The organism is Rothia aeria (genome assembly GCF_016726365.1).
GTDB classification, from domain to species: domain Bacteria; phylum Actinomycetota; class Actinomycetes; order Actinomycetales; family Micrococcaceae; genus Rothia; species Rothia aeria.
The window spans coordinates 1,809,916-1,822,693 of sequence record NZ_CP068102.1 but is presented as its reverse complement, the minus strand read 5'-3'; the positions used below and the strand labels follow the sequence as shown (position 1 = coordinate 1,822,693).

General features: G+C 61.7%; 11 protein-coding genes. 6 read left to right on the top strand and 5 right to left on the bottom strand.

From position 1 onward, the window contains the following. Positions 1-21: 21 nt before the first annotated feature. The 5 genes from I6I94_RS07895 to purD all read right to left on the bottom strand — a co-directional run bounded on the left by I6I94_RS07895 (position 22) and on the right by purD (position 6,551). A complete protein-coding gene (locus I6I94_RS07895; RefSeq protein WP_236588843.1) occupies positions 22-1,482 on the bottom strand; it encodes an amino acid permease in 1,461 nt (486 codons plus the stop codon). A gap of 322 nt (positions 1,483-1,804) precedes the next feature. Next, a complete protein-coding gene (locus I6I94_RS07890) occupies positions 1,805-2,539 on the bottom strand; it encodes a queuosine precursor transporter (protein WP_037236931.1) in 735 nt (244 codons plus the stop codon). A 230-nt stretch (positions 2,540-2,769) separates the two neighbouring features. Continuing rightward, positions 2,770-3,720 (bottom strand): hypothetical protein, encoded by a 951-nt coding sequence (locus tag I6I94_RS07885; protein WP_128087086.1) that lies wholly within the window; start codon positions 3,718-3,720, stop codon positions 2,770-2,772. A gap of 377 nt (positions 3,721-4,097) precedes the next feature. Further along, positions 4,098-5,024: a phosphoribosylaminoimidazolesuccinocarboxamide synthase gene (locus I6I94_RS07880; RefSeq protein ID WP_006887624.1), complete on the bottom strand. Its 927-nt coding sequence runs from the start codon at positions 5,022-5,024 to the stop codon at positions 4,098-4,100. Positions 5,025-5,267: 243 nt separating this feature from the next. Beyond that, positions 5,268-6,551, bottom strand: a complete 1,284-nt coding sequence (gene purD / locus I6I94_RS07875) for a phosphoribosylamine--glycine ligase (protein WP_128087087.1) — start codon at positions 6,549-6,551, stop codon at positions 5,268-5,270. Positions 6,552-6,845: 294 nt separating this feature from the next. Between purD and I6I94_RS11475 the strand changes: the two genes are divergently transcribed. From I6I94_RS11475 to purM, 6 genes are all read left to right on the top strand, one after another. Then, positions 6,846-7,166: a PQ-loop repeat-containing protein gene (locus I6I94_RS11475; RefSeq protein ID WP_128087088.1), complete on the top strand. Its 321-nt coding sequence runs from the start codon at positions 6,846-6,848 to the stop codon at positions 7,164-7,166. 88 nt (positions 7,167-7,254) lie between these two features. Beyond that, positions 7,255-8,595, top strand: coding sequence for an asparaginase (locus tag I6I94_RS07865; protein WP_128087089.1), 1,341 nt, complete (start codon positions 7,255-7,257; stop codon positions 8,593-8,595). Then, the gene (locus tag I6I94_RS07860) at positions 8,595-9,014 is read left to right on the top strand and encodes a sterol carrier family protein (RefSeq protein ID WP_037236922.1); all 420 of its coding nucleotides are present in this window, start codon (positions 8,595-8,597) and stop codon (positions 9,012-9,014) included. Before I6I94_RS07865 ends, I6I94_RS07860 begins: the two co-directional genes overlap by 1 nt. Positions 9,015-9,171: 157 nt before the next feature. Beyond that, complete coding sequence (locus I6I94_RS07855; protein WP_201620582.1) at positions 9,172-9,525, top strand: hypothetical protein; 354 nt, start codon at positions 9,172-9,174, stop codon at positions 9,523-9,525. 156 nt (positions 9,526-9,681) lie between these two features. After that, positions 9,682-11,457: an amidophosphoribosyltransferase gene (gene purF, locus I6I94_RS07850; protein ID WP_006887660.1), complete on the top strand. Its 1,776-nt coding sequence runs from the start codon at positions 9,682-9,684 to the stop codon at positions 11,455-11,457. A gap of 5 nt (positions 11,458-11,462) precedes the next feature. Continuing rightward, on the top strand, positions 11,463-12,605 hold the full coding sequence (purM, locus tag I6I94_RS07845; protein ID WP_126500566.1) for a phosphoribosylformylglycinamidine cyclo-ligase: 1,143 nt from the start codon (positions 11,463-11,465) through the stop codon (positions 12,603-12,605). The last annotated feature ends 173 nt before the right edge of the window (positions 12,606-12,778 follow it).

Sequence of the window (12,778 nt, the reverse complement as noted above, 5' to 3'; positions counted from 1 at the left end):
CCGCGGTTATAGCTCAACAGGCTACGCGTCTTCTTTCTGCGGTTCGGTAAATGCCTCCAGGTCGGCCCGTGGGAAACCGCCGCGTTTTTTCGCCAGCACCACGTAGAAAATGGAGATAATGGCGAAGAACACCACACCCACCTGCACGGATACTACGGCGCTCGAATCGGGAAGCATGAACAGGGCAACCAAGGTTGCAAGCACCCCGGCAAGCCCCACACCCGCCGTGATGCGCCCACCCCAGACGGTGAACCCTGAGGAGTTCCCCTGGTGCTTCTTGTACGCCTGGTAGGTCAGCAGAATCATGATCCATACCACCAGAATGCACAGGGTGACCAGGGCCATTAGCAGCTCGAAAATATTACTGATTTCTGCCACCGCCATAACAGATGCGACCACCACACCCAGGAAGGAAAGCATAAGTGCGGTGACGGGCACACCATTATGGTTCGTGGTGCCCGCAAACGTGGGTGCCATTTTATCGCCCGCGAGCGCGTGGAGCAGGCGGGTTGCCGCATACAGCGAGGCGTTCGCGCCCGAAAGCGCGGCGATCAGAATCACGAAGTTGGTAATGTCTGCCGCATAGGGAATACCCAGTTCAGAGAACACCATCACGAAGGGTGACTGGCCGATGTCTTTGCCGGTTTGCGCCGCCTGCTGCCAGGGCATCAGGCACAGAATGATCAGCATTGAGAGCACGTAGAAGCTGGAGAGCCGCCAGATCATGGCTTTAACACTGGTGCGCACCGAACGCACCGGGTTCCTCGCTTCTGCGGCGGAGATGGAAAGCATTTCAACGCCGCCGAAGGAGAACATCACAATTGCCATCGAAACCCAGACGGCGCCGACTCCGTTGGGGAGCAGCCCGCCGTCGTTCACGAGGTTTGCGGTGCCCGCCGCAGCGTGCCCGGGCAGACCGACGAACACAAGAAGCAGCCCCAGCACAATAAAGACGATAACCGCAATTACTTTAATGGAGGAGAGGAAAAACTCGAGGGCGCCGAAGGATTTAACGCTCACCAGGTTCAGGATGAGAATCAGGATGCCGGAGGCCGCCACCGTCACCCACAGCGGGATATCGGGGAACCAGTACGAGAAATATTTGCCGACCGCCACGAGTTCGGCGCCGGTCAGCGGCACGGTTGTTGCCCAGTACGCCCAGCGGCCAATATACCCGGCGTAGGGGCTGAGGTATCTGGTGGCGATGGTGCCGAACCCGCCGGGAACGGGGTGGCGAACCGCCATTTCACCCGCACACGCCGCGATAATAGCGGCGATCATGGAGCCAACAGCGTAGGCGATAATAGCACCGGGTCCCGCAATTTTGATGGCGGAACCAGAGCCCAGAAAAAGGCCGGTCCCCAGGGCGAGACCCATCGCGATCATGGTCATCTGACCGTGCGAGAGGGAACGTTTCAGTTCACCGTCGCCGGTTGCGGGGTTATCAGCAGGCTTCACGGGGCCCTGTTCTGCGGTGCTCATAGGTTTCTTTCGGTGGGTTCTTGGTGCGGCACCTCACGCATTGAGTGTGCGCAGGGTACTGAATAACTATTACTCTCTGCGGGGGCAGGCGCAAACCCGCTGGCAGGGGCACAGGCGGGTTTACCGGGTTTTGGGTGGGGTTTTCACGCATCCGACCCCTAAAATCTCAATATGTGAAACATGGGGTGGGGGCTTCGGCCTGCTGCCTGGTGCAGCCGTCCCGCGGCAGGGCCTCTTTGGCGGTACAGAATTTTAAAAGCAGCCGGGGTGGAGAATACGCAATCCTCCACCCCGCCGTATGTTAGACGCCCCGTATGACGTTTTAGCTCTTGTACTCGACTTCGTGGCGTTTGAACCAGCCAATCACCGGGTAGCTGATAGGCATGAGCACAATCTCAACCAGGCACTTATACACGTACCCGACCAGGGTGTAGCTAATGAACTGATCCAGGGTGGTAATCCCCAGAATAGGTGAGGCAATCGCACAGAAAATAATGGTGTCCGCCAACTCGCCCACAAGGGTTGAGGCGATCATACGCGCCCACATAAACCGCCCGGAGGTGGCCTTCTTCATGGCGACCATCACCCACGCGTTCAGAAGCTGACCCGTCAAATATCCCAGCAGCGACCCGGCAAAAATCTGCCATACGGGACCAAGAATAATGGCGAACGCCTCTTGGTTCGCATAGTAGCTGGCGGGCGGCAGGGCGACGGTCAGCAGGAAGCACCCGGCAGCAAACGCCGCTGCCACAAACGAGGCGATAATAGCCCGGCGAGCGCGCTTAAACCCGTACACCTCAGAGAGCACGTCGCCGAGTACATAGGCCAGCGGGTACAGGAAGAAACCGCCGTCACTGGGGATGAAGTTGCCGTTCGTGAACGGCGGGAACTCGAACGGCAGCGGCCCGAACTCAATACTCTTCGTGGCCGCAATATTCGAAATAATCAGAATCACGCAGGATGCGCCCAGCAGCAGGTCGAAATAGCGGCGTTTACCCGCCCAAGGGACGGGTACGTTCGTGGTATCGGGGCGCGCCTCATTGGTGGGTGTGGACATTCTTCTCCCTGGTAGGTTCTTTCCGTCACCGCACGCCGTGCCCAATATGCTGCTGCCCGTCGCCTCCACAGGTGGGCGGGGCCCGCAGCCACACGACTGGGATACACGGCGTACACGGTCTTGTGCTGTATTGCCCGTCTGCCACCCGAGCATCACCCATTCTAACCCACGCCGACGCCTCCGCAACGCCACACGCCCGGCCATACCCGGTGCACAGCCCCGGAACGGTTTTACATGGTTTTAGCGCGAGCGGTGGCCTCATCACGTATCCGCTTCACCTGCTGGATGCGCCCCGCATTCTGCTGCACCCACTCGCGGTTAGCTGATAGCACCGCCTGGTCAAGCTTCTCGAAATAGTGCAGCTTCTTATCGCACGCGTAGTCTGCGGCGGCCAGCTGCTGCTCTTTCGCGTTGGTGAGAACACCTTCACCCCGGTACAGCCCGGCGATCGCCTCAGCCCGCTCAGCCACCAGCGGCGGCGCGCCCACATTATTAAAACCAGCGTCCTCTAGGCACTGCTGGTAGGCGCCCCGGTTCTCATCGTGCACTTTGCGGGCCGCCTCGGCTGAACGCGCGCCCAGCTGCCTCAGCTCGGGGTACAGCGCCTCATAGGTGGCGTAGTTCTCTAAGGAACCGAATACTTTCTGGATGGCTATACCTTTGCACCCGTACTCAGCCGGGTCGGCGGTGACCGCAATGGGGGTGAACAGGTTCGGGGCGGAGGGGGCCGTCGATTTGCCCCAGTCGTACTTTTGCGGGCGCAGGTTCCTGGAATCCAGCTGCGGGCGGGAACCGTACATGGCCTGCCGCTGCGCCGACGAGAGGTAGCTGAGGGTCGGGTAGGTTTCGGGGATCCACAGGGTGGTGGAGTAGCCGCGGAACTTCGCGTCTTCTTCACTCTCGAAACGGCCACTGATTTCGGAAATACTCTCATGCGCCCGCAGCCGCGCCTCCCACCCGCCAGAGGTGAAACCGGCCTCACGCATGCACTGCGCGCCCGCCTTCTGAAGCGCCGTATTAATCTCTGCGGGGCCGCTCAGGTACTCAAGCACAGCCTGCTCATCCCCTGAGGTTCCCTCCTGCTGTGTGGCACCCGCCTGCCCGCTATCTATCCCGCCGCACCCGCTCAAAGCAAGCATGAGCGCGGCAGCCGCCAGCAGTGAGCGTTTACCTGTTCGCATGGTCCTACTGTTCCTTTGACGATGTTCACCGGTAGCCACCGTGGCTACCCTCCTCACTATCGTACGTTGAGGGTACGCACCTCATTGTCTTAAAACCACTGTACCTATTCTTTATAAAAGCGGAAGCCACCCGGCGTATTGTTTCGGTGAGCTAAAACTTTTACCCTTGGGCTTTTGACTCTTCTATCAGCCCAAGGGCGGATAGGAGGAAAAGCATAGGTGTGGCTGGGGATTTGGCTAACACGTTCGGTATAAAGGCTTTTCTGGGAAAATTTTTCCTAAATACCGCATTATTTTGGTTATATTCTGAAAAAAGACACCCTCCGCGGTGGGGCGCATGGCCCGCCACCGGAAGGGTGTCTCAATATGGGGGAAGATTAAAACTTCGTGCCGGTTAGCCGCTCGTAGGCTTCAATGTAGCGGGCGCGGGTTTTCTCCACCACAGCCTCGGGCAGGTGAGGCACATTATCGGAGCCGTCCCAGCCTGCCTCCGGCGAGCGCAGCCAGTCGCGCACATACTGTTTATCGAAGCTCGGCTGGGATTTGCCTGGCTCATATTCGCTCGCGTCCCAGAACCGTGAGGAGTCGGGGGTGAGCAGCTCATCGCCGAGGGTGATTTCGCCGCGGTATGAGTCGGTGCCGAACTCAACTTTGGTATCCGCAAGGATAATGCCCTGCTCGCGGGCGATCTTTTCGGCGGTGGTGTAAATGTACAGGGTCAGCTCTTCAAGCCGCTCGGCCACGGCCTCCCCCACTTCTTCCCACAGTTCTTGGCGGGTGACCATCTCGTCGTGTTCGCCCACCTCAGCCTTGCCGGTGGGGGTGAAGATTGGCGGCTGCAGGCGGGAGCCGTTCACCAGCCCAGCGGGAAGCTCAATCCCCGCAATGGTGCCGTTCTCACGGTATGTCTCCAGCCCCGACCCCGTCAGGTACCCGCGGGCAATGCACTCCACCGGGAACATATTCAGCGACTTGCAGATCATGGCTCGCCCCGCCACTTCGTCCGGCACGTCCGTGGAAAGCACGTGGTTTGGCACGTCCCCCAGCTGTTTAAACCACCATAGGGAAAGCTGCGTCAGAACCGCGCCTTTGTCGGGGATTTCGGTGGGAAGGATCTTATCGAAAGCACTAATGCGGTCGGAGGCGACCACCATGACGGAGCCTGCGCGTACCTCAGCGTCGTCGCTGATAGTTAGCCCGGCAGCGTCGTAACGGCTTTCTTCGGGAACATACAGGTCACGGACTTTACCGGAGTAGACGTGAGTCCAACCTGGAATCTCAATGGGGGCGGTGCGGGAGGTCATGGGCATCTCCTGAGATGTGTTCTGCGGTGGTTGAAGAGCTGTGTACTTTTTAACATACCCGATATGATGCCCCGGCGTGCAATAGTACGCCCTCACGGGTTCTGAGGGTGAGGTGGCACTCTTAAAGAATGAGGTGACCGGCGTTTGGGTGCGTTGCCGGTCACCTTCTGGCGGGCGGGGTAGCGCCCGGTCGGGAGCATCGAATAGGATGCCGCACCAGATGCCGCGGATGCCCCCGCCGCGTTAGTCGCGAAGTTCGGGCACGGTAATCGCCCCCTGCACGGCTTTCAGAGCGATATCGGTGCGGTATTGTGCGCCTTCCCAGGTGATAGCGTGTACCCCTTCGTAGGCGGCATCGCGAGCCTGGGCAAGGGTATCACCAAGCGCGACAACGGCGAGCACGCGCCCGCCCGCTGTCACAATCTCTTCGCCCGCGACGGCGGTTCCGGCGTGCACCACATGCACACCGGGCACGTTGGATGCGTTCTCAAGCCCCGCGATCGCATCGCCCTTACGCGGGGTTCCCGGGTAGTTTTCTGCCGCCATGACCACATCTACGGCGGTGCGGGGATCCCATTCCAGGTGGGTGTCTTCGGCGATCTCGCCGCGGGATGCCGCGAGGAGCAGCTGCCCGAGCGGGGTGCGCAGGCGTGCCAGCACCGCCTGGGTTTCGGGGTCACCAAAGCGAGCGTTGAATTCGATGACGCGCACGCCGCGGCTGGTAACGGTGAGCCCGCAGAAGAGTACACCTACGAACGGGGTGCCGCGTTCTGCCATGCGCGTGATGGTGGGGCGGGCGATCTTTTCGATCACTTCGCCCACAAATCCTTCAGGCAGCCAGTCAAGTGGGGTGTAGGCGCCCATCCCGCCGGTGTTTGGGCCTTTATCGTTGTCAAAGATGCGCTTGAAATCCTGCGCGGGAGACAGCGGGAGCACGTTCTTTCCGTCGCTGATGACGAAGAGCGACACTTCGGGACCGTCCAAGAATTCTTCGATCACCACGGAACCGCCGGCGGCAAAGCAGGCGTTCGCATGCTCTAAGGCGGCATCCCGGTTCTCGGTGACAACCACGCCCTTACCCGCGGCGAGCCCGTCGTCTTTCACCACATAGGGGGCGCCGAATTCATCAAGGGCTTGCGCCGCTTCGGCCTCGGTCGTGGCGACGAAGGCGCGGGCGGTCGGCACGTTCGCCTCCTCCATCACCTGCTTGGCGAATGCCTTGGACCCCTCAAGCTGTGCCGCAGCCGCGGAGGGTCCGAAGACCGCGAAGCCCGCCTCGCGCAAGGCGTCGGAAACACCGGCGACTAGAGGTGCCTCAGGGCCAATAACCACCAGGTCTGCGGCGAGCTCGCGGGCGAGCGTAACAGCCTGCTCGGGGTTATTGGCATCGATGGCGTGTACCGGAACGTCCTGAGCGATGCCCGCGTTGCCGGGTGCGCTGTGAACTTCGGTTACCTGTGGATCGCGCGCAAGCGCACGGATAATTGCGTGTTCGCGGCCGCCGGGGCCCAGTACCAAAACCTTCATGTACATAAGGGTACCGTGTCGTATGCGACCTGGGCGGGGGTTTCGGCGCTCTTCTGTATCGTGGGGTGCCTATCCCTCAGGCCGTAAAAAAGAGCCTTTATGTGAATAAAGCGGTGTTTTTAACGCTTTTTTCGTATAAAGGCTCTTTTTAGCAGGATAGTTTAGGGCCGCCGCCGTGGCCTGCATTTTGCGTCATTCCAGGGGCGGGAGTAGGCTAAATTGTCTTGTGAATACGGTCTGCATCTACTGGGTTGGGCGCATCGCAGGGCATACTACACAGACGAAAGGACCCTCATGAGCGCACAAAATTCCAGCACTCAGACCCCCACCCAAGAGACGCATAAAGAATCGGATATTCACGCCAGATTTTTCCCGATCCTAGCGCGCGTAGCATCCGTAACCGCGGTGCTCATGTACGTCTTCTACTTCCCGCAAATTATCGGCAATATCAATGGTCATAAGGGCGACTGGATTCAGCCGCTCGTTGCCGGCATTAACTGCACGCTGTGGGTGGCATACGGTTTGTGGCGCGAGAAGAAAGACTGGCCCATCGTGATTGCAAATGCGCCCGGCATTATTTTTGGCGGCACGGCTGCCGTCACCGCGCTCATGTAGCCGCCTATCCGCCCCACTCGAACTCCCCGCGCCACGCCCGAGGCGAATAATGCGCCCTGAAGCCTGCAAAACCCTTTTAATAGGGTGTATGAATAGCGCACACATCGCAGAGGCCGCCACCCCCGTACGCGACGCCGAGCTGGCGGTTGCCACCCGCGGCGGCATGATCGAATCCCGCCACCGCGGCACCGTGGTGGTGCTCTCCCCCGGCGGCGATGTTATCCTCGCCCTCGGAGACGCCCACCGCCCCATCTTCGCGCGCTCCACTCTCAAACCGTTCCAGGCCATTGGGGCGCTCAAAGCCGGGGCGCCGCTGCGCGGGGCGCAGGTGGCGATCGCGTGCGCATCGCACCGGGGCACTTTCGAGCAGATGCGCGCGGTACAGGAGGCGCTGGCGGCAGCCGGGCTCAGCGCCGACGCGCTCCAGTGCCCCGCCGTGTACCCCACCGACTCGGGCACGCGCGCCACCATGCTCCAGGCGGGGCTGGCAAAAACACCGCTCGCGTTCGAGTGCTCCGGCAAACACGCCGCGTTCTTGTGGGCGTGCGCGGCCAAAAGTGAACGCGGCGAGCTTGAGCCGGATGCGGCACTGTGGAGCATCGACACTTATCTTGACCCCCAGCACCCGCTGCAGCGCATGATCGTTGAAGAGGTGGAGGCGTTCACCGGCGAGCAGGTTGCGCACGCCAGCGTCGACGGGTGCGGCGCGCCCGTGTTCGCGTTATCACCGGTGGGTTTGGCCCGCGCCTACGCAACCCTGGGCACGGCGATCCGCAATATGGAGGCGGATGCGCGCGCCTCAACCGTAGCAACCGCGATGGTGGATTACCCCGAGCTGATTCAGGGCCCAGACTCCCCCGACACGGTGGTGAGTGAACGGCTGGACGCTGTGGTGAAAAGCGGCGCGGAGGGGATGCTGTGCGTTGGCCTGCGCTCGGGGGCGAGCGCCGTGGTGAAGATTTCTGACGGGTCATCCCGCGCCACGCACCTGGTGGCGCTGCGGGCGCTGCAGGCGGCAGGGTTTTTGACGCAGACGACGGTGGATAGCCTGCTGACTGCGGTGCTTCGCCCCATTACCGGCGGTGTTGAAGACGGGCAGCCGCGTACTGTGGGGGAGCTGGTGCCTGGCACGGATCTTGCGGCGGTACTGGCTGGGGTGGCGCCGGCGGTGGCGGCACGGCACGGCTCAGACGGGGCCTGCCTCACGGTGCATGAGGAAAAAGCACACGAAGAGACAACGCAGCGTGAGAAAACACCGGGTGAGCCAGATGGAGCCGACAGCACAGCCACCGGCAAGGAGGCAGACGGCACCCAAACATCCGGGGCCGCTGGCGGTTCTGCGGGGGCCGCACCCGGTCGGGGCGTCAACGGCAGGCCCGTGCGTCATGCGCTCAAGGGCCGCAGGAACGGCAAGAAAGGCAGGCGTTAGTGGCGATACGGCGTAAAGTGTCGGAGGCTGACGGGGCGGCTGCGCTGGCCACTGTACGCGGCGTTTTTGAGGCAGGCACACCGCTGACGGGCGGGCAGAACCGGGAAGAGATGGAACGGTTGTTCGCGTCCCTGCCGCGTGGGGTGCGCGCCACCGCTGTGCGGTACAGCCTGGAGGAGCTGGGCACTTTAGCCCCCGGCAATAGTGTTGAGGTGCGGGTGCCCCCGTATGGGGTGACCCAGTGCGTGGCTGGCCCGCGGCATACGCGCGGCACCCCGCCGAGTGTGGTTGAGGCGTCCGCTTTCGTGTGGTGTGCGCTCGCGCTTGGGGTGCTGGGGTGGGCTGATGCGTTGGGGTCAGCCCAGCTGAGCGCAAGCGGTGAGCGGTCTGATATTTCCCGCTATTTCCCGTTATTCTAGGCGCCCGATTCTAGGCACCAACTGCCTGAATAACGCAGCTTATGGTGTATCGCCCACGCCTTAGGGGCAGGTAATACGCCTTAAGCTGCGTTTTCCGAGCTCCCGCCGTTGAGGGAGCCGCTAGGCAGGGCACAGCCCAAAAGCTAGACTTGAAGATATGAGTAGCGCACACACACCTTCTAATTCCCACCCTGATTCTTCGGGGCATTCCCCCGCCCCTGTGCCTGAAGCATCCCCCGAGACCGAGGTCGAGTACTCGCAGGTGCGTATCCGCCGTGCCCCGTCCATTCCGGCGTTTATGATTCTGGGCCTGGTCGTGGGGCTTATTGTGGCGTTTGTTTCGGTGTGGTTCGGCCCGGGTAATCCCTCCTACACGTTTGAGGCGGTGTTCGGGGTGATCGCCGTCATTTTTGGTGCCGTGGGTACGGCCCTGGGGGCGCTTTTGGGGCTGTGGCTTGACCGCCGGTCGGTGAAGAAAGCCCGTATTGCCCGCGTCGAGCCTGAAGACTAAGAGCAGCCAGCCTGTGAGAAATATTCGTATACCGCACCACTTTTTTCTGTTGGAGGGGGTAGACTGGTTGTGCGTCTTAATCTGGCAAAATTTTTAGCATCACACGCGAAGGCTGGTTAAGGCGTTCCCACAGTCCCGACGTCGAAAAGAAGTGAATTGATTCGCCCCGACGGAAAACTCACTCACGATCTGGATCCGGTTGATCATGGACCCAAGGACGCCTGCGGCGTATTTGGCGTCTGGGCACCCGGTGAAGACGTGGCAAAGCTCACCTACTACGGCCTGTACGCGATTCAGCACCGCGGCCAGGAATCAGCCGGTATAGCAACCAGTAACGGCAAGCGCATTAGCGTGTATAAGGATATGGGGCTGGTCTCCCAGGTCTTTGACGAGGCAACGCTCAGCTCCATGCCCGGCGATCACGCTATCGGCCACGCGCGCTACTCCACCACGGGTGCATCCCACTGGGCGAATGCGCAGCCGACGCTGGGCACCACCCCGCACGGCACGCTCTGCCTAGCGCACAACGGCAACCTCACGAACTCGGCTGACCTCTACGACCGGCTGCTGGCGAAGAACGGCGGTAAACCTCCGGCGTTTGGCGAGCTGGCGCAGGGCAACACCACCGATACCGCCCTGGTGACCGCGCTCTTAGCTGAGCACGATTTTGCCTCGCTGGAGGAGGCGGTGCTTGATCTGCTGCCCACCCTGCGCGGGGCGTTCTGCCTCACGTTCATGGACGAAACCACCCTGTACGCGGCCCGTGACCCGCAGGGTGTGCGGCCGCTGGTGCTGGGGCGTTTGGAGCGGGGCTGGGTGGTGGCCTCCGAGACGGCGGCGCTCGATATTGTGGGTGCTTCTTTCGTGCGTGAGGTAGAGCCGGGCGAGCTTATCATCATTGATGAGGACGGGCTGCGGTCGCAGCGGTTTGCACCCGCCCAGCCCGCCGGGTGCGTGTTTGAGTTTGTGTACCTGGCCCGGCCTGATACGACCATTTCGGGGCGTTCAGTGTATGAGTCCCGTGTGGAGATGGGGCGGCAGCTGGCGCGTGAGCACCCGGTCGAGGCTGACCTGGTGATGCCCACCCCCGAGTCCGGTGTGCCCGCCGCGATCGGTTACGCGGAGCAGTCCGGCATCCCCTTCGGCAATGGCCTGGTGAAGAACGCCTATGTGGGGCGCACCTTCATCCAGCCATCGCAGACTATCCGCCAGCTGGGTATTCGGCTCAAGCTGAACCCGCTCAAGTCTGTGGTGGCGGGCAAACGCCTGATCGTGATTGATGATTCGATTGTGCGCGGCAACACCCAGCGCGCCCTGGTGCGGATGCTCCGTGAGGCGGGTGCGAAAGAGGTGCATGTGCGTATCTCGTCCCCGCCGGTGAAATGGCCTTGCTTCTACGGTATTGATTTCGCCTCCCGCGCAGAGCTGATTGCGAACGGGCTTTCGGTCAACGAGATTGCCGCGTCCCTGGGGGCTGATTCGCTTGGTTTCATTTCGCAGGATGGCATGATGGCCGCCACCGAGCAGCCCACGAGGAACATGTGCACGGCGTGCTTCACCGGCAACTACCCGATTGAGCTTCCCGCCGAGGAACGGCGCGGCAAGTCCCTGTTCGACGCCTCAGAGAGTAAGGGTGGGCCGCTGTCTGGTATGGCTGCTGAGGTGACGGTTGAGCGCCCCGTCCCCACTAAGCCTGAGCACGCTGAGGCCGTGTCGATTGAGACCCGCGCAGGCACTGATTCGCTGGAGCACAAGTTTGAGAGCAGCCCGCTGCCAGCGGCACCTGCGGGCGGGGGTGAGCCAGCACCGGGTCAGCACGCACCAGCCGGTGGGATGTGCAATCCGGGGCCCGATGCGGACCTTGAGGCTCTGCTGACCGACGATGATCTTGTTCCGGCATCCGCCACGAAAACTGCTACCGATAAGGACTAACCCGAATGACTGAGAATACCGCCGCCGTCACCTACGCCAGTGCGGGCGTTGATGTTGAGGCGGGCGACCGCGCCGTTGAGCTCATGAAAGACGCGATTCGCGCCACCCACTCCTCCGCCGTGGTAGGTGGCGTAGGCGGGTTCGCGGGCCTGTATGATGCCTCGCAGCTGGTGAAGTACCGCCGCCCGTACTTGGCGACCTCCACGGACGGGGTGGGTACGAAGGTTGCTATTGCGCAGGCGCTTGATGTGCATGACACGATCGGTTATGACCTGGTGGGTATGGTTGTGGACGATATTGTGGTGTGCGGTGCGAAGCCGTTGTTTATGACTGACTATATTGCCACGGGCAAGGTGGTTCCTGAGCGTATTGCCGATATTGTGCGCGGTATTGCGGGGGCGTGTTCTGTGGCGGGTACGGCCCTGGTGGGTGGCGAGACGGCTGAGCATCCGGGTTTGCTGGCCGCGAATGAGTACGATGTTGCCGGTGCCGCCACGGGCGTGGTTGAGGCTGACGAGCTGCTGGGCCCTGAGCGGGTACGTGAGGGCGATGTGCTCATTGGTATGGCTTCTTCCGGCATCCACTCAAATGGTTATTCACTGGTTCGTAAAGTTATTAATGTTGCGGGGTGGGGCCTGGAACGTCAGGTAGACGAGTTGGGGCGCACCCTGGGTGAGGAACTGCTGGAACCCACCCGCGTGTACACTGCGGACTGTTTGGATCTGGCGCAGGCGTTCCCCGTCAATGGCCCCGACGGGCAGACCGGCACCGGTATTCGCGGGTTCTCACACGTGACCGGCGGCGGTTTAGCAGCGAACCTGGCGCGTGTGCTGCCGCAGGGCTTGGAGGCCCGCGTGGACCGCTCCAGCTGGCAGATTCCGGCAATTTTCTCGCTGATCGGTTCGCTCGGCAACGTGCCGCTGCCCGATCTGGAACGCACCCTGAACCTGGGTGTGGGCATGGTCGCTATTGTGGACCCGTCAGTTGCCGAGGCCGCCGCACGCCGCCTTAACGACCGGGGTGTTCCCGCCTGGGTCATGGGCGATGTGGTGGCCGCCACCGAGCCCGATACCGACAGCCCCGACTATGTGCAGGGCGCTAAAGGGGTCAATGGCGGCGCGGTGCGCCTCTTCGGCCAGTACGCATAATTATTTACTGCCCGTTGTGTAGCGGGCGCAGCAGAGCACGCGGTGTTCCCACTCCCCCTTCCGGGGCCGTGGGAACACCGCGTGCATGTGTTTGTATACCCTATGAAGTTCTCCAGTGAGCGTATCGCTCTCGGTGCTGTTCACCGTATACGCATCACCTCCTGAGCTGGTGG

Excerpts from the sequence above, each read along its gene's own strand:
- I6I94_RS07865 (WP_128087089.1), top strand. The coding sequence starts at position 7,255 with ATGAATAGCGCACACATCGCAGAGGCCGCCACCCCCGTACGCGACGCC.
- I6I94_RS07855 (WP_201620582.1), top strand. The coding sequence starts at position 9,172 with ATGAGTAGCGCACACACACCTTCTAATTCCCACCCTGATTCTTCGGGG.
- I6I94_RS11475 (WP_128087088.1), top strand. The coding sequence starts at position 6,846 with ATGAGCGCACAAAATTCCAGCACTCAGACCCCCACCCAAGAGACGCAT.
- purM (WP_126500566.1), top strand. The coding sequence starts at position 11,463 with ATGACTGAGAATACCGCCGCCGTCACCTACGCCAGTGCGGGCGTTGAT.
- I6I94_RS07885 (WP_128087086.1), bottom strand. The coding sequence starts at position 3,720 with ATGCGAACAGGTAAACGCTCACTGCTGGCGGCTGCCGCGCTCATGCTT.
- I6I94_RS07895 (WP_236588843.1), bottom strand. The coding sequence starts at position 1,482 with ATGAGCACCGCAGAACAGGGCCCCGTGAAGCCTGCTGATAACCCCGCA.
- purD (WP_128087087.1), bottom strand. The coding sequence starts at position 6,551 with ATGAAGGTTTTGGTACTGGGCCCCGGCGGCCGCGAACACGCAATTATC.
- I6I94_RS07880 (WP_006887624.1), bottom strand. The coding sequence starts at position 5,024 with ATGACCTCCCGCACCGCCCCCATTGAGATTCCAGGTTGGACTCACGTC.
- I6I94_RS07890 (WP_037236931.1), bottom strand. The coding sequence starts at position 2,539 with ATGTCCACACCCACCAATGAGGCGCGCCCCGATACCACGAACGTACCC.